Below are 25,234 nucleotides of genomic sequence, written 5' to 3'. Positions count from 1 at the left end.
TCCAGCGTGAGGTGATAATCCTCAACGCTAGCGCAAGCTGGCGCGTGCGTCAGTGCGCCCTGGCGCAATCCGCGCTTGTCGATGGCCCCTGTCACTGATGGACGAGGGGCCGCAGGGGCGCAATTCAGCCGTAACGCTTCATCGCTTCGATGGCCAGGCCGCTGCCGATGCCGCCGAAGCGGTCGCCGTCGACGTGGCGGGCGTTGGGCAGCATCGCCGCCACGCTCTGGCGCAGCGCCGGCACGCCGGACGAGCCGCCGGTGAAGAACACGGTGTCGACCCGCGCCGGATCGACATCGGCGGAGTTGAGCAGCTCAGTGATGCTGCCGCGCACACGCTCCAGCAGCGGGCCGATGGCGCCTTCGAACAACTCGCGGCTGAGCTCGGCGATCAGGCCCGGCTCGATGCGCGCGAGGTCGATGTCGCGCTGCTGGCTGTCGGAGAGTTCGATCTTGCTGGCCTCAACCTGCATCGCCAGCCAGTGGCCAGCGCGCTGCTCGATCAGTTTGAACAGGCGGTCGATGCCGGTGGCGTCGACGATGTCGTAGCGCATGTTCTGCAGCGCCAGCTGAGACTTCTGCGCGTACACCGCGTTGATGGTGTGCCAGGTGGCGAGGTTCAGGTGGTAGCTGGTGGGCATGAAGGCGTCGCTCTTCATCCGGCTGCCGTAGCCGAACAGCGGCATCACGCCCTGGATGCTCAGTTGCTTGTCGAAATCGGTACCGCCGATGTGCACGCCGCCGGTGGCGAGGATGTCGCCGTGGCGGTCGGCCACTTCGCGGCGCTCCGGCGCCAGGCGCACCAGCGAGAAGTCGGAGGTACCGCCGCCGATGTCGACGATCAGCACCAGCTCCTCGCGCTGGATGCTGCGCTCGTAGTCGAAGGCCGCGGCCAGCGGTTCGTACTGGAAGGAGACGTCCTTGAAGCCGAGCTTCCGGGCGACCGCCACCAGGGTGTCCTGGGCTTCCTGGTCGGCCTTGGGATCGTCATCGACGAAGAACACCGGACGGCCCAGCACCACGGAGTCGAACTCGCGCTCCGCCACGTTTTCGGCGCGCTTCTTCAGTTCGCCGATGAACAGGCCCAGCAGGTCCTTGAACGGCATGGCGCTGCCCAGCACGGTGGTCTCGCTTTTCAGCAGCGAGGAGCCCAGCAGGCTTTTCAGCGAGCGCATCAGGCGGCCTTCGTAGCCTTCCAGGTATTCGTGCAGGGCCAGGCGGCCGAACACCGGACGGCGCTCCTCGACATTGAAGAAGATCACCGAGGGCAGGGTGATCTTGTCGTCTTCCAGGGCGATCAGCGGTTCGGTGTCCGGGCGCCACCAGCCGACGGTGGAATTGGAGGTGCCGAAGTCGATGCCCAGGGCGCGGGCCGCAGTGGTCTGGAACATGGTGCGCGGGTGTCCGGAGAAAAAACGGCCGCGCAGTTTACGCGAGCGCAGGCGGAAAAACAGGATCGACTGAGATTTCGGACGAACCGCGTTGCCGCGTCAAATCACGCCAGGCTGGACGCGGGACGCAGGCATTGGCATTCCCTTGGCAAGTCCCGCAACGACGCATGGCGTGATTTGACGCGCAACCCGAAGGGACGGGCCGAAATCTCAATCGACCGTGGGGTATCTGTCGGGAAACAATGGTGGCCAAGGGGCTTGGGGAGTAGCTTGTAGTTTTGCTACATTGTGATCCTGTAGTTTTCCTACAAGAGTTTTTGCCCACTGATTTTTCTTTCCCACCCCGTATAAGCAGTTGGACCCCACCATGCACAGAGCCTCCTTCCACGAATTGCGCAAGGAATTCCGCGCCTTACTGACTTCTTCCTCCTGCTACCACACCGCTTCGGTGTTCGATCCGATGTCGGCGCGCATCGCCGCGGATCTGGGGTTCGAGGTCGGCATCCTGGGCGGTTCTGTAGCTTCACTACAAGTTCTGGCAGCACCGGACTTCGCGCTGATCACCCTTAGCGAGTTCGTCGAGCAGGCCACCCGCATCGGCCGTGTCGCCCGCCTGCCGGTGATCGCCGACGCCGACCACGGCTATGGCAACGCGCTGAACACCATGCGCACCGTGGTTGAACTGGAGCGCGCCGGCGTGGCCGCGCTGACCATCGAGGATACCCTGCTGCCGGCGCAGTTCGGCCGCAAGTCCACCGACCTGATCAGTGTGGAAGAGGGGGTGGGCAAGATCCGCGCGGCCATCGAGGCGCGCATCGACGAAGACATGGCGATCATCGCCCGCACCAATGCCGAAGTGCTGGAAGTGGACGACGTGATCCGCCGCACCCTGGCCTACCAGGCCGCCGGCGCCGACGGCATCTGCATGGTCGGTATCCGCGACTTCGACCACCTGGAGGCGATCGCCCGCCACCTCTCCGTGCCGCTGATGCTGGTGTCCTACGGCAACCCGGCGCTGCGCGACGACCAACGCCTGGCGCGCCTGGGCGTGCGCGTCGTGGTGGACGGTCACGCCGCCTACTTCGCTGCGATCAAGGCCACCTACGACTGCCTGCGCGAGCAGCGCGGCGTGGACGCCTCCGACCTGACCGCGTCGGAGCTGGCGAAGAAGTACACGCTGCCCGAGGAATATCAGATCTGGGCGCGGGAATACATGGAAGTAAAAGAGTAAGCCGCCGGGCGCGCGGCATCGCCGCGCCCTTGCAATCCGTGGCCGTCGCCGGCATACCTAGCGGTATGACAGACGAACGACGGAGGTCGCCATGGCCAGTGGCTGGGCAAACGACGGCGCGGTTCAGGAACAGATCGACAGTACCATCGAGGATGCCATCGCACGGGCGCGTAGCCAGCTGCCCAAGGGCGAGAGCCTGACCCATTGCGAGGAATGCGATGCGCCCATCCCCGAGGCGCGGCGCAAGGCAATTCCCGGCGTGCACCTGTGCGTGAACTGCCAGGCCGAGCACGACAAGGAGCAGGCGGCTTACGCCGGCTACAACCGGCGGGGGAGCAAGGACAGTCAGCTGCGCTGAAGCGCTGTGGAGAAATATGAGAACGGCGCCTTCGGGCGCCGTTCTTCGTCAGGTTCGCCTCGCATGTCAGAACAGGAAGTAGCGCTGCGCCATCGGCAGCACCTGGGCCGGCTCGCACCACAGCAGTTGCCCGTCCGCGCGCACCTGGTAGTTCTGCGCATCGACCTCGATGTGCGGCAGGTAGGCGTTATGGATCAGGTCGGTCTTCTGCACGCTGCGGCAGCCCCTCACCACGCCGATGGCCTTGCGCAGGCCCAGTTCGTGATGCACGCCGAGGTCGAACGCGGCCTGGCTGATGAAGGTCAGGCTGGTGGCGTGGCGGCTGCCGGCGTAGCTGGCGAACATCGGCCGGTAGTGCACCGGTTGCGGCGTTGGGATCGACGCGTTGGCATCGCCCATCAGGCTTGCGGCGATGGCGCCGCCCTTGAGGATCAGGCTCGGCTTCACGCCGAAGAAGGCCGGGCGCCAGAGCACCAGGTCGGCCAGCTTGCCCACTTCGATGCTGCCCACTTCATGGGCCACGCCATGGGTGATGGCCGGGTTGATGGTGTACTTGGCGATGTAGCGCTTGGCGCGGAAGTTGTCGTTGCGCGTGCCGTCGCCGGCCAGTGCGCCGCGCTGTTGCTTCATCTTGTCGGCGGTCTGCCAGGTGCGCGTGATCACCTCGCCGACGCGGCCCATGGCCTGGCTGTCGGAGCTGATCATGCTGAAGGCGCCGAGGTCGTGGAGGATGTCCTCGGCGGCGATGGTTTCGCGGCGGATGCGCGACTCGGCGAAGGCCACGTCCTCGGCGATGCTCGGGTCCAGGTGATGGCAGACCATGAGCATGTCCAGGTGCTCGTCGATGGTGTTGCGGGTGAAGGGCCGCGTCGGGTTGGTCGAGCTGGGCAGCACGTTGGCGAAGCCGCAGGCCTTGATGATGTCCGGCGCGTGGCCGCCGCCGGCCCCCTCGGTATGGTAGGTGTGGATGGTGCGGCCCTTGAACGCGGCCAGGGTGGTTTCGACGAAGCCGGATTCGTTGAGGGTGTCGGTGTGGATCGCCACCTGCACGTCGAGTCGGTCGGCCACGCTCAGGCAATTGTCGATCGCCGCCGGGGTGGTGCCCCAGTCCTCGTGCAGCTTCAGGCCGATGGCGCCGGCGCGTACCTGTTCCTCCAGCGGCAGCGGCAGGCTGGCGTTGCCTTTGCCGGTGAAGCCGATGTTCATCGGGAAGGCGTCGGCGGCCTGGAGCATGCGCGCCATGTGCCAGGGGCCGGAGGTGCAGGTGGTGGCGTTGGTGCCGGTGGCCGGCCCGGTGCCGCCGCCGATCATGGTGGTCACTCCGCTCATCAGCGCCTCTTCGATCTGCTGCGGGCAGATGAAGTGGATGTGCGTGTCGATGCCGCCGGCGGTGAGGATCATGCCCTCGCCGGCGATCACTTCGGTGCTGGCGCCCAGGGCGATGGTGACGCCGGGCTGGATGTCCGGGTTGCCGGCCTTGCCGATGGCGGCGATGCGGCCGTGCTTGAGGCCGACGTCGGCCTTGACGATGCCCCAGTGGTCGATGATCAGCGCGTTGGTGATCACCGTGTCGACCACTTCGGCGGCACACAACTGGCCCTGGCCCATGCCGTCGCGGATGACCTTGCCGCCGCCGAACTTCACTTCCTCGCCGTAGACGGTGAAGTCCTTTTCCACTTCGACCCACAGGTTGGTGTCGGCCAGACGCACGCGGTCGCCAACGGTGGGGCCGAACATATCGGCGTAGGCTTGTCTGCTGATCTTCATCGGGGCTCCTTGGTTGGTCCCTGCGCTGGTTTGCCCTCTCCCCAACCCTCTCCCTGAAGGGAGAGGGGGCTGATCGGTGCACTGTGCTGACTCGCTGCTCGCGCTGCTTTCTCCCTCTCTCTTCAGGGAGAGGGCGGGGGAGAGGCGCTCTATGTGGCATTTAGCTCAGAGCGCGCCCATCACCCGCCCGGCAAATCCGTAAACCTTTCTCTCGCCCGCCAGCTCCACCAGCTCCACCTCGCGGCTCTGCCCTGGCTCGAAGCGCACGGCCGTGCCAGCGGGGATATTCAGCCGCATGCCGCGAGCTGCGTCGCGGTCGAACAGCAGCGCGTCGTTGGTCTCGAAGAAGTGGTAGTGCGAGCCGACCTGGATCGGCCGGTCGCCGCTGTTGGCCACCGTCAGGGCGAGCGTGCGGCGGCCGGCGTTGAGTTCGATCTCGCCGGGCTGGATGTCGTATTCGCCAGGGATCATGGGACGCTCCGTGAGTCGAGGTTCAATTGCATGAAGGTGAGGTCCAGCCAGCGGCCGAACTTCTGGCCCACCTGCGGCATCTGCCCGGTGGTGATGAAGCCCAGGCGCTCGTGCAGGCGGATCGACGCCGCGTTGCCGCTCTCGATGGCCGCGACCATCACGTGCAGGCTCTGGGCGCGGGCGCGCTCGATCAGTGCGTGCATCAGGATCGGGCCGAGGCCCTTGCCGCGCTGGTCGGCGCGTACGTAGACCGAGTGCTCGACCGTCTCGCGGAAACCGTCGAAGGCGCGCCACGGGCCGTAGCTGGCGTAGCCCACTACCTCGCCGCCATCTTCGGCCACCAGCACCGGGAAGCCTTGCTGCGCGCGCAGCGCAAGCCACTGGCGACGGTTCTCCAGGTCAACGGCGACCTCGTTCCAGATGGCGGTGGTGTTGAGCACGGCGTCGTTGTAGATGTCGCGCAGACTGCCGAGGTCGGCTTGGCTGGCGTCGCGGATGAGCATGGTGGTTCCTCTATACGTAGGGCGAATGAAGCGGAACGCTTCATCCGCCATTGCCGCTGCACCCCGGTTGGATGGCGCGCGATCAGGCGATGGGCTGATGCACGGTGACCAACTTGGTGCCGTCCGGGAAAGTGGCTTCCACCTGGATCTCCGGGATCATTTCCGGCACGCCTTCCATCACCTGTTCGCGGCTCAGCAGCGTGGTGCCGTAGTGCATCAGGTCGGCGACCGTCTGGCCATCCCGCGCGCCTTCGAGCAGCGCGGCGGAGATCAGCGCCACGGCCTCCGGGTAGTTGAGTTTCACACCACGGGCGAGGCGACGTTCGGCGACCAGGCCGGCGGTGAAGATCAGCAGCTTGTCTTTCTCGCGAGGAGTCAGGTCCATCTCAGGTGCTCCAGATTCTCGGGGGAACGGCCTCGCGGCCGAGTAGCGCGGGTCGCAGCCGACGCCAGAGTTCGATGAGCCAGGCGCGGGCGTGCAGCGCCTCATGGGCGAGGCAGCGGGCGACCACCAGGCCGGGCAGTTGGGTGAGGTTGCCGTGGCCCTGGCAGGGCAGGGTGCGGCAGGCTTCGAGCAGCGCCGCATCGATCTGCCCGCTGGCGATCAGCGTCGCCATCACCGGATGTCCGGCGAGACCGATGGGCGAGTCGAGCAGGCGGTCGTTGCCCTCCACGCGCTGGCGCTCGTGCCACAGGCGCTGACCGTCGCGGCGGATGTCCAGGGCGGCGGCGAAGTGGCCGTCGTCGAAGCGCTCGCCGCTGGCCGGGCGGCCGAGGGCGACCACGTCCCAGTAGAACAGCCGGGCGTCGCCTTGCAGATCGATGCCTGTAGTCAGCTCAGTCTGGGCGCCGGAGTAGACGATGGTTTCCTGCGGCAGCCATTCCAGCGTGGCGCCGGGCGCGACCCGCAGGTTCAGGCGCTGCTTCGCCGGGCACGAGGCGCGGTACCACTTGGCCGCGCCGGGGCTGGTGAGCTGCGCCCAACTGCCGGCGCCGGCATGGATGTCCAGGTCCAGCGTGTCGCCGCCGGCGATGCCCCCGGGCGGGTGCACGATGATGTGCTGGCAGACCTGCGGCCCCTCCGCGTACAGGTGCTTCTGCACCCGCAGCGGGCCCAGATGCCGCCGCGTGACCGGGCGCGTGCCGTCGCCGACGCGGGCATAAGCCAACTCGAGCTCGGCGTGCCAGGCGGGGTGGAAGAGGGTGGCCGGTGCGTTCATGGGCAGCTTCGAAACGAAGGATGCTCAGGACAGAGCAAGCAGCGTGCCGGGACGCGCCAGGATAGTGCGCGGCGCCTGCCGTTGGTGCCGTTAGGTAGGCGTGACGCGGGGTGGGGCAGTGCGGGGGATTGTCCGATCGGTCAGGTATGGGCGCGCTTGCGGTGCGTCCTCGATCAATATGCACCATGACGGTGCGCCCGCTCCTACAAGAGCCGCGCCTCAGCCCAGCTGCTTGCGCATGTAGACGCGACGGAAGCCGTTCTCGACCTTGCGCGCGTATTCCTGGTAGCCGTTCTTCGCGTACAGCTCGATGTTCTCCACCATGCGCTCGTTGGTGTACAGGTACAGCGAGCTGAAGCCCAGCTGGGCGGCGGTTTCCTCGGCGTGGATCAGCAGCTCGCGGCCGATGCCCTGGCCGGCGCACTCCGGCAGTACGGCGATGTTGTCGAGCAGGAAGCCTTCCTCGGTCTCGCGCATCACCAGCAGGCCGACCGGCGCGCCGTCCTGCTCGGCGATCAGTACGCGGTCCTCGGCGATGATGGCGTGGTAGTCGTCCAGCATCGGTCCCGGCTTGCGGCCGAGCCTGGGAATCCACTGGGCGTAGGCGGCTGCCACGCAGACTGCGGCGAAACCGGCGTCGTCGTTGACGGCTGGACGCAGGACGAGGGGCATGACGAACTCCGGAAAAAGCCAATACGGGGCTTGGCAGCTTGCCACCCGCCACGGTCGTTCACCAGTGACAGGTCGTCTCGGTGTGGGGCGTGGTTCGCGAGCAAGCTCGCTCCTACAGATCGGGTCTGCATGCTCTTTGTAGGAGCGAGCTTGCGCGCGAACCCCGTCGGGCTAGATAGCCACCAGCCCGCGTACGCCCTCGGCTTCCATATCTACCCCTCGGCCCTGCTGGACGATCTCGCCACGGGACATCACCAGGTACTGGTCGGCCAGTTCGGCGGCGAAGTCGTAGAACTGCTCCACCAGCAGGATGGCCATGTCGCCGCGTTGGGCGAGCTTGCGGATCACCGCGCCGATCTCCTTGATCACCGACGGCTGGATGCCTTCGGTGGGCTCGTCGAGGATCAGCAAACGCGGTTGGCTGGCCAGTGCGCGGCCGATGGCCAACTGTTGCTGCTGGCCGCCGGAGAGGTCGCCGCCGCGCCGCTGTTTCATCTCCTTGAGCACCGGGAACAGTTCGTAGATGTGTTCAGGTACCGCCTTGGCTTCGTTGGCGCTGAACCGTGACAGGCCCATCAACAGGTTTTCCTCCACCGTCAGGCGCGGAAAGATTTCCCGGCCTTGCGGCACATAGGCGATGCCGGCGTGCACGCGCTGGTGCGGCTTGAAACCGGTGATCGGCTTGCCTTCCCAGCTGACCTTGCCTTCCTTGGCCGGCACCAGGCCCATCAGGCAGCGCAGCAGGGTGGTCTTGCCCACGCCGTTGCGGCCGAGCAGGCAGGTGACCTCACCGATCTTCGCGTCGAACGACAGGCCACGGAGGATGTGGCTGCCGCCGTAATACTGGTGGAGCTGGTCGACTTGCAGCATGGGTGTTTCCTTTGCATTGGGCTGCGGCGGATAACGCTGCGCGTTATGCGCCCTACGGTTGGCTACGGCGTAGGGCGAATGAAGCGCAGCGCTTCATCCGCCGACGTTCTACCGCCCTAGATAGACCTCAATGACCTGCTCGTTCGCCTGCACGTCTTCCAGCGAACCTTCGGCCAGCACATGCCCCTGGTGCAGCACGCTGACGTGGTCGGCGATGCTGCCGACGAAGCCCATGTCGTGCTCCACCACCATCAGCGAATGCTGGCCGGCGAGGGACTTGAACAGCTCGGCGGTGAACTCGGTTTCGGCGTCGGTCATGCCCGCCACCGGCTCGTCCAGCAGCAGGAGTTGCGGCTCCTGCACCAGCAGCATGCCGATCTCCAGGAACTGCTTCTGCCCGTGGGAAAGCAATCCGGCGGGGCGATTGCGCGACTCACGCAGGCGGATGGTGGTGAGCACCTCCTCGATACGGTCCTTCTGCTCGCCGGTGAGTTTCGCCTTGAGGCTGGCCCACACCGACTTGTCGGCCTTCTGCGCGAGCTCCAGGTTCTCGAAAACGCTCAGCGCCTCGAACACCGTGGGCTTCTGGAACTTGCGACCGATGCCGGCCTGGGCGATTTCCACCTCGCTCATGCGGGTGAGGTCGAGGGTTTCGCCGAAGTACGCCTTGCCGTTGTCGGGGCGGGTCTTGCCGGTGATCACGTCCATCAGCGTGGTCTTGCCCGCGCCGTTGGGGCCGATGATGCAGCGCAGCTCGCCGACACCGATGTACAGCGTGAGGTCGCGCAGGGCGCGGAAGCCATCGAAGCTGACGTTGATGTCTTCCAGGGTCAGGATGGTGCCGTGGCGCACGTCCAGCTGGCCGCTGGCGCTCGAACCGATGCCGATGGCATCGCGGCTGGCGCCAGGGTCGCGGTTGGGATCGTAGGCCGGTTCCAGCATCAGGTGGGGGACCGCTCTCATTGTTCTTTCTCCGCGGAAATCGTCAGGAGCGCGTTGCGAGCAATCCCGACTGCAAGGCGCGCCGCGCACAGCGGCGAGACAGTACGATGGGGTACGGTGAGGAGTGAGCACGGCGCAACGCCGCAGTCGGGATGCGCAGTAGCGATCATGATGATTTCCTCAGGCCGATGATGCCGCGCGGCAGGTACAGGGTGACCACGATGAACAGCGCGCCGAGGAAGAACAGCCAGTACTCGGGGAAGGCTACGGTGAACCAACTCTTCGCGCCGTTTACCACGCCAGCGCCGAGCAGCGGGCCGATCAGTGTGCCGCGCCCGCCGAGGGCGACCCACACGGCGGCTTCGATGGAGTTGGTCGGCGACATCTCGCTGGGGTTGATGATGCCCACCAGCGGCACGAACAGTGCGCCGGCCAGGCCGCAGATCACCGCGGACAATGTCCAGACGAACAGCTTGTAGCCGCGCGGGTCGTAGCCGCAGAACATCAGGCGGTTCTCCGCGTCGCGCAGGGCGGTGAGTACCCGGCCGAACTTGCTGCGCGCCAGGGCGAAGCCAATGGCCAGGCTCGCCGCCAGCAGCACGACGATGGCGATGAACAGCGCCACCCGCGTGCCCGGTGCGGTGATGGAAAAGCCCAGGATGCTGCGGAAGTTGGTGAAGCCGTTGTTGCCGCCAAAGCCCGTCTCGTTGCGGAAGAACAGCAGCATGCCGGCGAAGGTCAGCGCTTGGGTCATGATCGAGAAGTACACGCCCTTGATCCGCGAGCGGAAGGCGAAGAAGCCGAACACCAGGGCCAGCAGGCCGGGCGCCAGGACCACCAGGCACAGCGCCCAGAGGAAGTGCTGGGTGCCGGCCCAGTACCAGGGCAGCTCCGTCCAGGAGAGGAAGGTCATGAAGGCTGGCAACTGGTCGCCGGCGGCCTCGCGCATCAGGTACATGCCCATGGCGTAGCCGCCCAGGGCGAAGAACAACCCGTGGCCCAGCGACAGCAGGCCGGCGTAGCCCCAGACCAGGTCCAGCGCCAGTGCGACGATGGCGTAGCAGAGGATCTTGCCGGTGAGCGTCAGCCCGTAGGCCGACAGGTGCAGTGCGTTGCTTTCCGGCAACAGGTGCAGCAGTGGCAGGATCAGCAGCGCGATGAGCGCGGCGCCGACGATGCCCGCGGTGAGTTTCGGGCCGGCCTTCTGCGCGGCCGTGACGGTGAGCGGCTGGTTCAATCGATGACCCTCCCTTTCAGAGCGAAGAGCCCCTGCGGTCGTTTCTGGATGAACAGGATGATCAGCGCGAGGATCAGGATCTTGCCCAGCACCGCGCCGATCTGCGGTTCGAGGATCTTGTTCGCCACGCCCAGGCCGAAGGCGGCCAGCACGCTGCCCGCGAGCTGGCCGACACCGCCGAGCACCACCACCAGGAACGAGTCGATGATGTAGCTCTGGCCCAGGTCCGGGCCGACGTTGCCGACCTGCGACAGCGCCACGCCGCCCAGGCCGGCGATGCCCGAGCCCAGGCCGAAGGCGAGCATGTCCACGCGGCCGGTGGGCACGCCGCAGCAGGCGGCCATGTTGCGGTTCTGGGTTACCGCGCGGACGTTCAGGCCCAGCCGCGTGCGGTTGAGCAGCAGCCAGGTGAGCGCCAGCACGAACAGCGCGAAGCCGATGATGACGATGCGGTTCCACGGCAGCACGAGGTTGGGCAGCACCTGGATGCCGCCGGACAGCCACGCCGGGTTGGCCACCTCGACGTTCTGCGCGCCGAACAGCACGCGCACCAGCTGGATCAGCACCAGGCTGATGCCCCAGGTGGCGAGCAGGGTTTCCAGCGGGCGGCCGTAGAGGTGGCGGATCACCGTGCGTTCCAACGCCATGCCGATGCACGCGGTGACCAGGAAGGCCACCGGCAGCGCGAGTAACGGATACAACTCCAGCAGGCCGGGTGCGAAGCGCTGGCAGAGCAACTGCACCACGTAGGTGGAGTAGGCGCCGAGCATCAGCATCTCGCCGTGGGCCATGTTGATCACCCCGAGCAGGCCGTAGGTGATGGCGAGGCCCAGGGCGGCAAGCAGCAGGATCGAGCCCAGCGACAGGCCGCTGAACGCCTGGCCGAACAGGTCGCCCATCAATAGCCGGCGCTTGACCTGGCCGAGACTGGTGGCGGCGGCGGTGCGCACCGATTCGTCGGGCTCCACGGCCGGGTCGAGCAGGTTTTCCAGGCGGGTTCGCGCCTGCGGGTCGCCGGATTCGCCCAGCAGGCGCACGGCGGACAAGCGTACCGCCGGCGTCGGATCGCCCAGCTGCAGGTTGGCCAGGGCCAGTTGCAGGGCGGCTTTGACGCTGTCGTCGGATTCTTCGCCGAGGCGGTATTCGAGCAGCATGCGCTGCGCCGGGCGGGCACTTTTCTGCAATTGCCGCGCGGCCTCCAGGCGCACTGCGGCGCTGTCGGCGACCAACTGGTGGCTGGCCATGGCGGTGTTCACCAGGCCGCGCAGGCGATTGTTCAGGCGCAACTTGTCGGGCTCGCCGACCGGTGCGGCACCGCCCTCGGCGGGGTGGTACTGGTCGTCGTCACCGAGGAGGAACGCGCGGCCCTGCACATCGACGGCGAGGCGGCCGGACTGGATGGCTTCCAGCAACGGCAAGCGGTCGGCATCAGGCGCGGCGGCCCATTGTTCGAGCAGTTTGGCGCGGGCATCGTTGTCGGCGCTGGCGAAGTCCTGCGCGGGGCCGGCGAAGGCGAGCTGCGGCAGCAGCGCGGTCAGTGCGAGGGCGCAGAGGCGAAGCAGGTGGAGCAGGGCAGTGGGCATGGTGTGTTCCCTGAGAGGCGGGAGTGGGCGGATGCCCCCTCTCCCCAGCCCTCTCCCTGAAGAGAGAGGGGGTTGTCCGTGCCGCCAGATACTTCTGGCTTCATCCTGCGTCTGACTGTTTTTCTCCCGTCAGGGAGAAAACCGTCCGAGCCGGCTGATGCCTTGGCGTGATCTTGCGCCATACGGTTCCCTCTCCCTTCAGGGAGAGGGTTAGGGAGAGGGGCTCTGGCTCCCCGGAGGATCAGTTGCTGCGCACCGCGTAATCCGGCTTCTTGTCATTGCCCGGAATGAACGGGCTCCACGGCTGGGCGCGGATCGGCTCGGGGGTCTTCCAGACCACGTTGAACTGACCGTCGTCCTCGATCTCGCCGATCATCACCGGCTTGTGCAGGTGGTGGTTGGTCTTGTCCATGGTCAGGGTGAAGCCCGACGGCGCCTTGAAGGTCTGGCCGCCCATGGCCTCGCGGACCTTGTCCACGTCGGTGCTGCCGGCCTTCTGCACGGCCTGCGCCCACATGTGGATGCCGACGTAGGTGGCCTCCATCGGGTCGTTGGTCACGGCGGTGCTGTAGTTGGGCAGGTTCTTGGCCTTGGCGTAGGCCTTCCAGTCAGCGACGAACTTGGTGTTCTCCGGGTTCTTCACCGACTCGAAGTAGTTCCACGCGGCGAGGTTGCCCACCAGCGGCTTGGTGTCGATGCCGCGCAATTCTTCCTCGCCCACGGAGAAGGCCACCACCGGCACTTCGGTGGCTTCCAGGCCCTGGTTGGCCAGCTCCTTGTAGAACGGCACGTTGGAGTCGCCGTTGACGGTGGAGATCACCGCGGTCTTGCCACCGGCGGAGAACTTCTTGATGTCGGCGACGATGGTCTGGTAGTCGCTGTGGCCGAACGGGGTGTAGACCTCCTGGATATCCTTTTCGGCCACGCCCTTGCTGTGCAGGAAGGCGCGCAGGATCTTGTTGGTGGTGCGCGGGTAGACGTAGTCGGTGCCCAGCAGGAAGAAGCGCTTGGCCGCGCCGCCGTCCTCGCTCATCAGGTATTCCACCGCCGGGATGGCCTGCTGGTTCGGCGCGGCGCCGGTGTAGAAGACGTTGGGCGACATTTCCTCACCCTCGTACTGCACCGGGTAGAACAGCAGGCCGTTGAGTTCCTCGAACACCGGCAGCACCGACTTGCGCGACACGCTGGTCCAGCAGCCGAAGACCACCGCGACCTTGTCCTGGGTCAGCAGCTGGCGCGCCTTCTCGGCGAACAGCGGCCAGTTGGAGGCCGGGTCGACCACCACCGCTTCGAGCTTCTTGCCGTTCACCCCGCCCTTGGCGTTGATCTCGTCGATGGTCATCAGCGCCATGTCCTTGAGCGAGGTCTCGGAGATCGCCATGGTGCCGGACAGCGAATGCAGGATGCCGACCTTGATGGTCTCGGCGGCCTGGGAGCTGAACGGGAACAGACCGGTGAGCAGCAGGGCGCTCATGGCCAGCGTACTTTTCAACAGCGGACGACGTTTCATCGCGGCAGCCTCCTTGGCTATCCAGGGGCGGGGAGTTGCCGGTGCGGCAGCTTCCCCGGAAATGGGGCGATCTCCGGGCGGGATCGCAGCTGCCATCGCAGCATCCGTGCCAAACAGGCAAAAGCCTCGGCGCAGATGGGCTGGACGCGATTTTCTGTCGTAAGGGTGAGGTTTTTCAGTGCGCGGCTTTGGTGCGCCGAACGCGCTTTGGCGCACGGCGCTCCCCAATGGTGCGCATTACTGCGGAACGAAGTAGCCGCGCACGCCGGTCATGATGATCTGTGCCGCCAGTGCGCAGACGAACAGGCCCATCAGCCGGCTGACGATCTGCAGGCCCTGCTCGCCGAGGATCTTTTCGATCTTGTCGGAAAGGTACAACGTGATGCCCAGTGTCAGGCAGGCGAGGAAGATCGCCGCGATGGCCAGCAGCTTGTTTTCCCATTCCTGGTTCACCCCCATGACCAGGAGGGCGCCGATGGTGCCAGGGCCAACGGTGATCGGAATGGTCAGCGGGACGATGGTGACGTCCTGCTGCACGTTGTCGCTCTGCACCGCCGAGCGCCCCTGGGCCATGCTCAGCGCGGAGATGAACAGCACGCTGCCGGCGCCGATGCGGAAGGCGTCAGCGGTGATGCCGAACAGGGTGAAGATGTAGCGCCCGAACAGGTACAGCAGCACGCTGGCGATCAACGCCGCCAGGGCCACGCGCCAGGCCATCTGCTTGCGGTCGCGCGGACCGAAACCACGGCTCAGGCTGATGAAGCAGGACAGCACGAAGAAGGGGCTGTAGAGCACCAGCATCTTCAGGTACACGCTGGACAACACATGCATGGGGATACTCGTCCGGGTTGAGAGAGGTGTGGCAGGGCAAAGCATAGCGGGTGGGGCGGTGCGGGAGAAATGATCCAGCCTGGGAGTGGACGCTGTCCACGATTGGCATCGTATCGGGATCGCGGACGGAGTCCGCTCCTACGGTTGAGTCGCGTGCGAGGGGGAGGTGCTGCTTTCGTAGGAGCGGACCTTGTCCGCGAACAGCGCTTCGCTTCATGCCCAAATAACGGCAACGTGCGGTTCGCGAGCAAGCTCGCTCCTACAGGAATCCTTATACGGGAATCAGGACGGCAGTGCGTCGCTCTGCTGGCGCAGCCGGCGGTCGCGCTCGCCCACCCAGTAGGCCACCAGTTCGCGCAGTTGCGACAGCTCCACCGGCTTGGCCATATGCCCGTCCATGCCGACCAGGCGCGCACGTTCCTTGTGTTCGCTGAGGATGTGCGCGGTGAGCGCCACCACCGGGGTGTGCGGGCGTTGCTCGTTGGCTTCCCAGGCACGCAGGCGTTCGGTGGCGGAGAAGCCGTCGAGCACCGGCATCTCGCAGTCCATCAGCACCAGGTCGTACTGCGTGGCTTTCATTGCGGCCAGGGCTTCCTCGCCGTTGCTGGCGGTGTCCGGCTGCAGGTTGAGCTTGCTCAGCATGCCGCGGATGACCTTGGTGGAGATGCTGTTGTCCTCGGCCACCAGGATGCGGAAATCGCTCGGCGGCGTCGCGGGCGCCGGTTCGCTGGTGGTTTGCAGATAGTTGCTCACGCCACTGGGGCCGCGCCGCCCGAGTTCCTCGGCGAGGGTCGCCTTGAGGGTATAGCCCGCCACCGGCTTGGCGAGGATGCGCTTGATGCCGGCGTTGCGGGCGATGATCTTGCTCGGCGCGTTACTGATGCCAGTGAGCATGATCAGCAGGATGTCGTGGTTGAGGTTGGGGTCTTCCTGGATCTTGGTCGCCAGCTGCATGCCGGTCATGCCGGGCATGTCCTGGTCGAGCAGGACGACGTCGAAGTATTCGCGCAGGTGCGCCTTGGTACGCAGCTGGGCCAGCGCTTCCTTGCCGGATGAGACGGCGCTGACGCTCATGCCCCACGCGCTGCACTGTTGCACCACCACCTTGCGGCAGGTCTGGTTGTCGTCCACCACCAGCAGGCGCGCACCCTGCAGCGGGCTGTCGAGGTCGGCGTTGGGCTGCTGCAGCTGCTGCGGGTCCAGCGGCAGGCTCAGCCAGAGCAGGTTGCCGGCGCCTTCGGCGCCATCGCCGCTTTCGATACCGCTCTCTATTCCAAAGTCGCCGGACATCAGGCGAACCAGCTGGCGCGCGATGATCAACCCGAGGCGGCTGCTCAGGCGGGTAGCAGAGAGGAAGTCGCGGCTGTGCAGCTCGGCGGTGAGCAGTGCCTGGCGGTCTTCGTCGTCCAGCGGGCGGCCGCTGTCCTGTACGGCGATGCGCAGGCGCGGGCGGTCCGGCGGACCGTCCAGCGCGACCACCAGCAGGATTTCGCCTTCGTCGGTTTGCTTGAAGGCATTGTCCAACAGGCTCAGCACGGCCTGGCGCAGGCGCGTCGGGTCGCCGCTGACGATGCGTGGCACCTTCGGCTGTGTGAAGCTGATCAGCTCGACCCGCTGCTGCTCGGCCTTGGCGCGGAAGATCGCCAGGCAGTCCTCGATCAGCGCACCGAGGTCGAACTGCACTTCGTCCAGCTCGATCTGCCCGGACTCCAGCTTGGAGATGTCGAGGATCTCGTTGATCAGCGCCAGTAGCTCGTTGCCGGCGCTGTGGATGGTCTGCACGTAGTCGCGCTGCTTGGCCGACAGCGGCGTGCCAAGCAGCAGCTCGGTCATGCCCAGCACGCCATTCATGGGGGTGCGGATCTCGTGGCTGATCTTGGCCAGGAAGTCACCCTTGGCCTTGAGCTCGGCGACGCTGGCGGCGCGCTGGCGGCTGGCGGCGAACTGCTCTTCCTGGAGTTTGCGCTGGCGCTCGGCGAGGGCGAGGCTGAGCAGGAAGCCGACCAGAGCGCTGAGCCCGAGCAGGCCGCTGCCCAGCCATTCGGCGCGGGTCGGCAGGTAGCCCAGCAGCGAGGGCAGGCTGAGGCACCAGACCAGGACGAAGAGGCCCATGCCCGCGGCGAACAGCCGCGCCGGCTGGTAGGAGTGGGTCCAGTAGTAGAGCGCCACCGAGAGCATTCCCAGGCTGACCAGGGTGATCAGGCCGTAGACCAGGTCGCTGATGGGGAAGGCGAGCAGCAGGTGGAGCGCGGTGCTCAGCACCAGCAGGCCAGCGGTGCCGCCCAGCAGCAGCCGCTTGAGCGGCAGGCGCGGGGTGAGGCCCCTGAAGAAGCTGGCGGTGTAGCCCAGGGCGCAGAACAGCGTCAGTACCAGGCTGAGCTGGGCGGTCAGCGGTTGCCAGGACTGGTGGGTGCCATACCAGGGGCTCAAAAGGCCGAACAGGGTGAGGCAGGCCAGCAGCAGGCTGGCGTGCACCCCGGCGAGCCACAGGCCGCTGGGGACGCGGGTGTAGGCGAAACGCACGAGGTTGTAGACCAGCAGCATGGCGAGACAGCCGATCAGGATGCCGAAATGCAGCGGGCGTTGTTCGTTGTTCGGCTGGTTGGCGTCTTCGATGCTGATGTTCGGTCGCAGCGGCTGGCTGGAGGCCAGGCGCAGGTAAAGGTCGAGCGGTTCGGCGGCGTCGCGCAGCGGCAGGACCATATCGCTGCTCAGCAGCGGGCGTTGCAGCGGCGACAGGTTGCCGGCGCTCTTCTGCTCCAGCACCTGCTGGCCGTGGACGATGAAGAGTTCGAAGCTGTCCAGGCTGGGGGCGAACAGGCGCAGTTGCCGGGGCGTTTCGCTGACGGGCAGGCGGTAGTGCAGCCAGGTGGCGCCGGGGCCGGCGGGGGCGTGCAGGTCGTTGATGTCGAGCGGGCTGAAGAGGGTGCTGTAGCGCGGGGAGAGGATGTCCTGCACTTGCAGGCGGGCGTCGTTGTCGTGGAGCTGCGACCAGCCGGGGTCCTGGCTTGCCGCAAAGGTCGGAACACAGACCAGGGCGGCCAGCAGCAAGCTGACGAGGAGTCCTGTGGCAGTCCAGAGCCGGCGCACGGCGAAGTCCCTTCGGTAGTGAGTGGCCCGATTATAGCCAAGTGCGCAAAAGGCCGTAATCCACACGGGCACGCGGGGATGGGTTGCCGGAGACGTCACAATCGAACGCCTCCGGCAACCGGGCATCAGCCCTCGCCGCGCTCGCGGGCAATGGCGCGGTAGCCGATGTCCTTGCGGTAGAAGCAGCCGTTCCAGCGGATCTTTTCCGCCAGGCGGTAGGCCTGTTCCTGGGCCGAAGACACGCTCGGGCCGATGGCGGTGGCGCACAGCACACGGCCGCCGCTGGTGACGACCTGGCCGTCCTTCAGCGCGGTACCGGCGTGGAACACCTTGCCGTCGAGCTTGGCGGCTTCGTCCAGGCCCTCGATGACGTCACCCTTGGCGTAGTCGCCCGGGTAGCCGCCGGCGGCCAGTACGACGCCTACGGTGGGACGCGGGTCCCAGGTGGCTTCGACCTTGTCCAGCGCCTTGGCCAGGGCGGCCTCGACCAGCAGGACTAGGGAGCTTTCCAGGCGGACCATGATCGGCTGGGTTTCCGGGTCGCCGAAGCGGCAGTTGAACTCGATGACCTTCGGCGCGCCATTCTTGTCGATCATCAGGCCGGCATACAGGAAACCGGTGTAGACGTTGCCTTCCTCGGCCATGCCGCGCACGGTCGGGTAGATCACTTCGTCCATCACCCGCTTGTGCACGTCGGCTGTCACGACCGGAGCGGGGGAGTAGGCGCCCATGCCGCCGGTGTTCGGGCCGGTGTCGGCGTCGCCGACGCGCTTGTGGTCCTGGCTGGTGGCCATGGGCAGCACGTTCTGGCCGTCGACCATGACGATGAAGCTGGCTTCCTCGCCGTCGAGGAACTCCTCGATCACCACGCGCGAACCGGCGTCACCGAAGGCATTGCCGGCGAGCATGTCGCGCACGGCTTCCTCGGCTTCGGCCAGGGTCATGGCGACGATCACGCCCTTGCCCGCGGCCAGGCCGTCGGCCTTGATCACGATGGGCGCGCCTTTCTCTTTCAGGTAGGCCAGGGCCGGCTCGACTTCGGTGAAGTTCTGGTAGTCGGCGGTGGGGATCTTGTGGCGCGCGAGGAAGTCCTTGGTGAAGGCCTTGGAGCCTTCCAGCTGCGCCGCGCCAGCGGTGGGGCCGAAGATGTCCAGGCCGCGGGAGCGGAACAGGTCGACCACGCCTTTCACCAGCGGGGCTTCGGGGCCGACGATGGTCAGCTGCACGTTCTTCGCGGCGAAGTCGGCCAGCTCTTCCAGGGCCAGCACGTCGATGGCGACGTTCTCGCACTTGGCTTCGGTAGCGGTGCCAGCGTTGCCCGGCGCGACGAAGACCTTCTGCACGCGCGAATCCTGCGCGACCTTCCAGGCCAGCGCGTGCTCGCGACCGCCGCTGCCGATGATGAGTACGTTCATTGGAAATCTCCTGAACAGTTCCGGACCTGCCGGATTCCCGGGTATCGCTTCGCTCCACCCAGGCTACGAATTCTCACGATCAGTCCGCTCTTCACAAACCGATCTCAAGGGGCGCGATGAAGCGGGTAGATGCAAGGCGCCCGAGCGTTCACCAAGCGGAGTTGCCTTCTGGCAATGAGCATTGGGGAACGTTCGGGCAACGCAGCAGATGCCTGCTTCAGCGCGTCCGATCCACCTTAATGCCTGAAGTGGCGCATGCCGGTGAACACCATCGCGATGCCGGCTTCGTCGGCGGCTGCAATCACTTCGTTGTCGCGCATCGAACCACCTGGCTGGATCACCGCGGTGATGCCAGCCTTGGCAGCGTTGTCGATGCCGTCGCGGAACGGGAAGAAGGCGTCGGAAGCCATGACCGCCCCCTTCACTTCCAGGCCGGCATGCTCGGCCTTGATGGCGGCAATGCGGGCGGAGTTGACGCGGCTCATCTGCCCGGCGCCGACACCGACGGTCTGGCGGTTCTTGGCGTAGACGATGGCGTTGGACTTGACGAACTTGGCGACTTTCCAGGCGAAGATCAGGTCGTGGATTTCCTGCTCGCTCGGGGCGCGCTGGGTGACGATCTTCAGGTCATCGGCGGTGATCATGCCGATGTCGCGGCTCTGCACCAGCAGGCCGCCGTTGACGCGCTTGAAGTCCCAGCCGGCAGGGCGCTCGGCCGGCCACTCGCCGCATTCCAGCAGACGCACGTTGGCCTTGGCGGCGACGACGGCGCGGGCGGCTTCGGAAACTTTCGGGGCGATGATGACTTCGACGAACTGGCGCTCGACGATGGCCTGGGCGGTCTCGCCGTCCAGCTCGCGGTTGAACGCGATGATGCCGCCGAAGGCCGACTCGGTGTCGGTGGCGTAGGCCAAGTCATAGGCCTTGCGGATGCCGCCTTCGTTTTCCGGGACCACGGCCACGCCGCACGGGTTGGCGTGCTTGACGATGACGCAGGCCGGCTTGACGAAGCTCTTCACGCACTCCAGCGCGGCGTCGGTGTCGGCCACGTTGTTGAACGACAGTTCCTTGCCCTGCAGCTGGACGGCGGTGGAGACGCTGGCCTCGCCGCCCTCGACGTAGAACGCCGCGCTCTGGTGCGGGTTCTCGCCGTAGCGCATGTCCTGGGCCTTGATGAACTGGCTGTTGAAGGTGCGCGGGAACTGCAGGCGGTTCTCGGTGGATAGGGTCTCGGCGTTCTGGTCGATGGTGCCCAGGTAGTTGGCAATCATGCCGTCGTAGGCGGAGGTGTGCTCGAACGCCTTGAGGGCCAGGTTGAAGCGCTGGGCGTAGGTCAGGCCGCCGTCCTTCAGGGCCGCGATGACACCTTCGTAGTCGCTGGAGTTGACCACGATGGCGACGTCCTTGTGGTTCTTCGCCGCGCTGCGGACCATGGTCGGGCCGCCGATGTCGATGTTCTCGATGGCGTCCGGCAGGGTGCAGCCCGGCTTGGCCACGGTGGCGGCGAAGGGGTAGAGGTTGACCGCGACCAGGTCGATCGGCTTGATGCCGTGCTCTTCCATCACCGCACCGTCGATGTCGCGACGGCCGAGGATGCCGCCGTGCACTTTCGGGTGCAGGGTCTTCACGCGGCCGTCCATCATTTCCGGGAAGCCGGTGTAGTCGGCCACTTCCACGGCGGCGATACCGTTGTCCTTGAGCAGCTTGTAGGTGCCGCCGGTGGAGAGGATCTCCACGCCGAGGGCAACCAGCTCACGGGCGAAATCGACGACGCCGGTCTTGTCGGAAACGCTGATCAGCGCGCGGCGGATGGGCAGGCGGGTGGTTTGGTCGGTCATAACGGCTTCCACAAAGGCTTCGGGCTTTTCGCGTGTCAGGCGCAGGCCCTGCCGACCGATCGGTCGCGGCCCCGCGCCTGCCACCTGTCAGAGAAGGTCGTACTGCTTGAGTTTCTTGCGCAGGGTCCCGCGGTTCAGGCCCAGCAGTTCGGAGGCTTTGGTCTGGTTCCCCTTCACGTAGTTCATGACGGTTTCCAGCAGCGGCGCTTCGACTTCGCAAAGCACCATGTTGTACACGTCCGTGACCGGCTGCCCTTCGAGATGGGCGAAATAGTTGTGCAGGGCCTTTTCCACGCTGTCGCGGAGGGTCTGGCCCTCCTGCGTCGGAGTGGTCAGGTGCTGCTTAAGGTTGGTGTTGTCGCTCACGGGTGTCATTCCACTCACTAATGTCTCGGTCATCGTTGTCATGCGGCCACCCCTTCTCCGTTATTGTGGCGCTCGGCGAAGAACTGCCTGACGCTGGCGCTCTGTGCATCCGTGTCCTGCAAACGATTGAACAGGGTGCGGAACTCCGCCGCACCCGGCAGGGTGGCGAGGTACCAGCCCACGTGCTTGCGGGCAATTCGCACACCCATGTCTTCCCCATAAAACGCATGCAATGCAGCGAGGTGTTCGAGCAGGATGCTCTCCACTTCGTGCAGACTCGGCGCCGGCAATGTTTCGCCGGTGCCCAGGTAATGATCGATCTCGCGGAAGATCCAGGGCCTGCCCTGGGCGGCGCGTCCGATCAGCAGGGCGTCCACCCCGGTCAGCTCGAGCACCTGCCGTGCCTTCTGCGGCGAATCGATATCACCGTTGGCGAAGACCGGAATGGAAACCGCCTGCTTGATCGCCGCGATGGTTTCGTACTCCGCTTCGCCGGTGTAGAGGTCGGCGCGGGTCCTGCCGTGCACCGCCAGCGCCTGGATGCCCGACTGCTCGGCGATCCGCGCCACCGTCACACCGTTCTTGTTCGACCGGTCCCAGCCGGTGCGAATCTTCAGGGTGACGGGCACCTCTACCGCCGCGACCACCGCCTCGAGGATGTCGGCCACCAGCCGTTCATCCTTCATCAGCGCGGAGCCCGCGGCCTTGTTGCACACCTTCTTCGCCGGACAGCCCATGTTGATGTCGATGATCTGGGCGCCGAGCTCCACGTTGCACCGTGCGGCTTCCGCGAGCATCTGCGGGTCGCCGCCGGCGATCTGCACCGAACGCGGCTGGTCCTCGTTGTCGTGCTGCAGGCGCAGGCGCGACTTGCGGCTATTCCACAGGCGGACGTCGCTGGTGACCATTTCCGAGACCACCATGCCGGCGCCAAGGCGGCGGCACAGCTGGCGGAACGGACGATCGGTAACGCCGGCCATCGGGGCCAGGATCAGTCTGTTGGGCAGTGTGTAGGAGCCGATGCGTACCACCGACCTGAGTTCCATGGTTAATGGGGCGGGAACACCGATGCGCCGCGCGCTGTAAGACTCGCGGGAGCGTTTCGGGGCCTGCCACCGGTGCTAGCAAAAAAGGGAGGGCATGATACCCGCTCTCGATGACCGGATAAAGGCGAATTTGGATAAATTCTGAACAGCTCGCGGCTTATCACCCAAGGTAGGAAGACGAGCGGAACTGGCGCTGGGCGGCCTTTTGGGCTACTCGCCGGGTCACTCCGGCGAGTGGAAGCTCAGACTGTAGTTCACGGCCTTCGGACCCGGATCGAGGATGTCCAGGGAGATGTGGATCGGCGTCTGCGGCGGCATTTCGCTTTGCCCGGCCAGCTCGCCCGAGAGGTATTCGCTGGGCTTGAAGCGGCGGCTGGCGATCAGCTGGCCGTTCAGGTCGGCGAAGCGCATTTCCAGCAGCGGGAAGGGCTGGGAGAAGTTCGCGCGGTTGTAGATGATCGCGTCGACCACCAGGGCACCGCTGAAGTCCGGGTGGCTGCGCACCACCAGGTTGCTGCTGCGGATCTGTTCCACGTCCACCTTGGAGGGCAGGGTGCAGCCCAGTTCCGGGCAAGCCTGGGCGAACCAGGGGCGGTACTGGTCCTGGCGGGCCAGTTCCTCGAAGTGGTAGGCGATGTACTGCCCGGCGAGGGCGGCCAGCGCAAGCAGGATCAGCAGCAGCCAGAACAGGTTGCGGCCCCAGCGGCGCTTGGGTTTCTGCCAGTCCAGTTGCAGCGGTTCGTCGCTCAGGTCGTGCAGGGCGTCGTTGCGCAGCGCGGGTTCGGCGCGGCGAGCGTTGCTACCTGTGTCGACGGCAGGTTCGTCGTCGTGATCGTCTTCGATGTGCTCGGGCTCATCGTCGTCGCGGCGGGCGCTGAAGGTGGGCAGCTTTTCCTCGTCGTCCACGGCGCTGAGCGGAGCCGGTTCGATCCGGGGCTCTTCGTCCGGTTCTTCCTCGGGCTCTTCCTCAGGTTCCTTGTCGGCCACGAGGCGAGCGCTGGGGGCGGGTTCTTCCGGCTCATCGGCCGGCAGTTGACCGAGGTTGGGTTCCTGTCGGACGGCGCGATTGCCGGCAGGCTGTTCCGACTGCAGCAGGGCTTCGGCCCAGCGTTCGTCGTGCGGGTCGCGCTTCTCTTCCTGCTTGATCTGCAGGGCCTCGCTGGGGGCGGGCGCGCGATCGATGCTGAGGAATTCCTGGGACAGCTCGAACTCGTCCAGCTTGGCCAGCTCTTCGTCGAGGTTGAGGCTGTCCAGGTCCAGGTCGTCGTGGATCCACAGCGTTTCGTCCTGCTTCGCCGGCGCGGTTTCGGCCTTGGCCGGCTCGCTGGGAATCGGGGCTGGCGCCGGTGTTGCCGCTATCGAAGCGGCCGGGGCCGATACTACTGCTGGAGCTGGAGCTGGAGCTGGAGCTGGAGCTGGAGCTGGAGCTGGAGCTGGAGCTGGAGCTGGAGCTGGAGCTGGTTCGGGGCGCGGCTCCGGCTGGATGAGCGGTCTGGCTTCCACCTTGGGTTCGGGGGCGACGGGCTTTTCCGCGACGTCGCTGGAGTGTCGCGCCGCATGGGGGGCCAGTGGCCAACCGAGGGTGGCCGTGCCGGGGGCGGGCGACGGCTTCGGCTGTTCCGGGGTGGCGGCGGCTGGCGTGGGGGCAGGGACTGCCATGGCCGGGGCTGGCGCCGCCGGTTCCACCACGGGTTTCGGCGCCGGTACGGGCGCTGGCTCCGGCTTCGCGGGAGCGGCCGGTGGCGGAACCACGTTCGTCAGGGTCGGTGCCGCCGTCGGCTCGTCCAGCATGTTCTGCGGGGCGTTGAATACCTTCAGGCAGGTTCCACAGCGCACGTTACCGCTGGCCGCGCCCAATTGCGCCGAGTTGACGCGGAAGCGGGTCTGGCAATGGGGGCACTGTGTGATGAAGCTGTCGCTCATGCGGCGGTCCGGCGGAAAAACAAACGATTAGTCTAACCCAAGCCCCTTGCAGCGGGCAGTCAGCGGCGGCGACCCGTAATGCGGATCCAGCCTTCCTGCTCGGCGGTCGGGTCGAGGTCGAAGGCGCCGGCATAGGCCGCGCGCACTTCCTCGGCCTGCTCGGCGAGGATGCCCGAGAGGGCCAGGCGGCCACCGGACTTGACCAGTCCGGTGAGCTGCTCTGCCAATGTGACCAGCGGACCGGCCAGAATGTTCGCTACCAGGACGTCCGCTGGCTCCTTTGGCAGATCAGCGGGCAGGTAGACGGGGAATTTGGCCGGGTCGATGCCGTTGCGCGAGGCGTTGTCGCGGGAGGCTTCCAGCGCCTGCGGGTCGATGTCGGTGCCGGCAGCGCGCTCGGCGCCCAGCAGCAGCGCGGCAATGGCGAGGATGCCTGAGCCGCAGCCGAAGTCCAGCACGTACTGGCCGGCCAGCTCCTGGCTATCCAGCCACTGCAGGCAGAGCGAGGTGGTCGGGTGGGTGCCGGTGCCGAAAGCCAGGCCCGGATCGAGCAGCAGGTTCACCGCGTCCGGTTCCGGGGCGTCGTGCCAGCTGGGGACGATCCACAGGCGGCGGCCGAAACGCATCGGCTTGAAGTTGTCCATCCAGCTGCGTTCCCAGTCCTGGTCCTCGATGCGCTCGATCTGGTGCTGCGGCAGCTCGCCGCCGGTCAGCAGGGACAGGTGGGCGACCAGCGCGGTCTCGTCGGTGTCGGCCTCGAACAGCGCGAGCAGATGGGTGTGGCTCCACAGCGGGGTGGTGCCCAGGTCCGGCTCGAAGATCGGCTGGTCTTCGGCGTCCATGAAGGTCACCGATACGGCGCCGACTTCCAGCAGCGCATCTTCATAGGTTTCCGCCTGTTCCGGAGTGATGGCGAGTCGGACTTGAAGCCAGGGCATGGGGCGGTACCTCGATGGTGCTGGAAAGACAGC

22 protein-coding genes and 1 pseudogene are annotated in these 25,234 nt (G+C 66.3%); 2 read left to right on the top strand and 21 right to left on the bottom strand.

Translation table 11 applies throughout. The features are described 5' to 3' along the window. Positions 1–124: 124 nt before the first annotated feature. Positions 125–1,390 carry an Hsp70 family protein gene (locus SD196_RS24160; RefSeq protein ID WP_343576909.1) on the bottom strand — a complete coding sequence of 422 codons (1,266 nt, stop codon included), beginning with the start codon at positions 1,388–1,390 and terminating at the stop codon, positions 125–127. Between the two features lie 367 nt (positions 1,391–1,757). Here SD196_RS24160 and SD196_RS24155 point away from each other — a divergent pair, with 367 nt between their 5' ends. Continuing rightward, positions 1,758–2,621 (top strand): oxaloacetate decarboxylase, encoded by an 864-nt coding sequence (locus SD196_RS24155; RefSeq protein WP_343576912.1) that lies wholly within the window; start codon positions 1,758–1,760, stop codon positions 2,619–2,621. A 91-nt stretch (positions 2,622–2,712) separates the two neighbouring features. Beyond that, the gene (locus SD196_RS24150) at positions 2,713–2,979 is read left to right on the top strand and encodes a DksA/TraR family C4-type zinc finger protein (protein ID WP_343576915.1); all 267 of its coding nucleotides are present in this window, start codon (positions 2,713–2,715) and stop codon (positions 2,977–2,979) included. Positions 2,980–3,045: 66 nt separating this feature from the next. On the opposite strand, the gene ureC is transcribed toward SD196_RS24150, so the two are convergent. From ureC to prmA, 20 genes and pseudogenes are all read right to left on the bottom strand, one after another. Next, positions 3,046–4,746: an urease subunit alpha gene (gene ureC / locus SD196_RS24145; RefSeq protein ID WP_343576918.1), complete on the bottom strand. Its 1,701-nt coding sequence runs from the start codon at positions 4,744–4,746 to the stop codon at positions 3,046–3,048. A gap of 165 nt (positions 4,747–4,911) precedes the next feature. Then, complete coding sequence (locus SD196_RS24140) at positions 4,912–5,217, bottom strand: urease subunit beta (RefSeq protein WP_331317618.1); 306 nt, start codon at positions 5,215–5,217, stop codon at positions 4,912–4,914. Further along, positions 5,214–5,720, bottom strand: a complete 507-nt coding sequence (locus tag SD196_RS24135) for an N-acetyltransferase family protein (RefSeq protein WP_331317616.1) — start codon at positions 5,718–5,720, stop codon at positions 5,214–5,216. Before SD196_RS24135 ends, SD196_RS24140 begins: the two co-directional genes overlap by 4 nt. Positions 5,721–5,802: 82 nt before the next feature. After that, positions 5,803–6,105, bottom strand: a complete 303-nt coding sequence (locus SD196_RS24130; protein ID WP_017518207.1) for an urease subunit gamma — start codon at positions 6,103–6,105, stop codon at positions 5,803–5,805. Between the two features lies 1 nt (position 6,106). Next, a complete protein-coding gene (locus tag SD196_RS24125) occupies positions 6,107–6,940 on the bottom strand; it encodes an urease accessory protein UreD (protein ID WP_343576926.1) in 834 nt (277 codons plus the stop codon). A gap of 219 nt (positions 6,941–7,159) precedes the next feature. Continuing rightward, positions 7,160–7,612: a GNAT family N-acetyltransferase gene (locus tag SD196_RS24120; RefSeq protein ID WP_343576928.1), complete on the bottom strand. Its 453-nt coding sequence runs from the start codon at positions 7,610–7,612 to the stop codon at positions 7,160–7,162. A gap of 171 nt (positions 7,613–7,783) precedes the next feature. Beyond that, positions 7,784–8,482 carry an urea ABC transporter ATP-binding subunit UrtE gene (gene urtE / locus SD196_RS24115; RefSeq protein ID WP_331317611.1) on the bottom strand — a complete coding sequence of 233 codons (699 nt, stop codon included), beginning with the start codon at positions 8,480–8,482 and terminating at the stop codon, positions 7,784–7,786. Positions 8,483–8,590: 108 nt separating this feature from the next. Then, positions 8,591–9,445 (bottom strand): urea ABC transporter ATP-binding protein UrtD, encoded by an 855-nt coding sequence (gene urtD / locus SD196_RS24110; protein ID WP_275608842.1) that lies wholly within the window; start codon positions 9,443–9,445, stop codon positions 8,591–8,593. Between the two features lie 145 nt (positions 9,446–9,590). After that, positions 9,591–10,661 carry an urea ABC transporter permease subunit UrtC gene (gene urtC / locus SD196_RS24105; RefSeq protein ID WP_275608841.1) on the bottom strand — a complete coding sequence of 357 codons (1,071 nt, stop codon included), beginning with the start codon at positions 10,659–10,661 and terminating at the stop codon, positions 9,591–9,593. Beyond that, positions 10,658–12,244, bottom strand: a complete 1,587-nt coding sequence (gene urtB / locus SD196_RS24100) for an urea ABC transporter permease subunit UrtB (protein WP_343576932.1) — start codon at positions 12,242–12,244, stop codon at positions 10,658–10,660. Before urtB ends, urtC begins: the two co-directional genes overlap by 4 nt. A gap of 241 nt (positions 12,245–12,485) precedes the next feature. Next, a complete protein-coding gene (gene urtA, locus SD196_RS24095) occupies positions 12,486–13,754 on the bottom strand; it encodes an urea ABC transporter substrate-binding protein (protein WP_275608839.1) in 1,269 nt (422 codons plus the stop codon). 237 nt (positions 13,755–13,991) lie between these two features. Continuing rightward, positions 13,992–14,585 (bottom strand): MarC family protein, encoded by a 594-nt coding sequence (locus SD196_RS24090; protein WP_343576935.1) that lies wholly within the window; start codon positions 14,583–14,585, stop codon positions 13,992–13,994. A 282-nt stretch (positions 14,586–14,867) separates the two neighbouring features. Then, the gene (locus SD196_RS24085; protein ID WP_416311777.1) at positions 14,868–17,636 is read right to left on the bottom strand and encodes a response regulator; all 2,769 of its coding nucleotides are present in this window, start codon (positions 17,634–17,636) and stop codon (positions 14,868–14,870) included. Between the two features lie 164 nt (positions 17,637–17,800). Beyond that, entirely contained in the window at positions 17,801–19,090 is a 1,290-nt protein-coding gene (gene purD, locus SD196_RS24080) for a phosphoribosylamine--glycine ligase (protein ID WP_275608836.1), read from the bottom strand. 236 nt (positions 19,091–19,326) lie between these two features. Beyond that, positions 19,327–20,928: a bifunctional phosphoribosylaminoimidazolecarboxamide formyltransferase/IMP cyclohydrolase gene (purH, locus tag SD196_RS24075; protein WP_275608835.1), complete on the bottom strand. Its 1,602-nt coding sequence runs from the start codon at positions 20,926–20,928 to the stop codon at positions 19,327–19,329. 87 nt (positions 20,929–21,015) lie between these two features. Further along, complete coding sequence (gene fis / locus SD196_RS24070) at positions 21,016–21,336, bottom strand: DNA-binding transcriptional regulator Fis (RefSeq protein WP_275608834.1); 321 nt, start codon at positions 21,334–21,336, stop codon at positions 21,016–21,018. Continuing rightward, positions 21,333–22,340 carry a tRNA dihydrouridine synthase DusB gene (gene dusB / locus SD196_RS24065; RefSeq protein ID WP_331317598.1) on the bottom strand — a complete coding sequence of 336 codons (1,008 nt, stop codon included), beginning with the start codon at positions 22,338–22,340 and terminating at the stop codon, positions 21,333–21,335. Before dusB ends, fis begins: the two co-directional genes overlap by 4 nt. A 222-nt stretch (positions 22,341–22,562) precedes the next feature. Continuing rightward, complete coding sequence (locus tag SD196_RS24060; protein WP_416311776.1) at positions 22,563–23,825, bottom strand: DUF3426 domain-containing protein; 1,263 nt, start codon at positions 23,823–23,825, stop codon at positions 22,563–22,565. A gap of 366 nt (positions 23,826–24,191) precedes the next feature. Next, positions 24,192–24,263 (bottom strand): annotated as a pseudogene (locus SD196_RS24055) (MJ0042-type zinc finger domain-containing protein); the annotation flags it as partial. A gap of 59 nt (positions 24,264–24,322) precedes the next feature. Further along, on the bottom strand, positions 24,323–25,201 hold the full coding sequence (gene prmA / locus SD196_RS24050; RefSeq protein WP_275608831.1) for a 50S ribosomal protein L11 methyltransferase: 879 nt from the start codon (positions 25,199–25,201) through the stop codon (positions 24,323–24,325). Positions 25,202–25,234 lie beyond the last annotated feature (33 nt).

Origin of the sequence: Pseudomonas macauensis (genome assembly GCF_047902425.1) — a bacterium.
Taxonomy (GTDB): domain Bacteria; phylum Pseudomonadota; class Gammaproteobacteria; order Pseudomonadales; family Pseudomonadaceae; genus Pseudomonas.
This window is presented reverse-complemented; position numbering and strand designations above follow the sequence as displayed.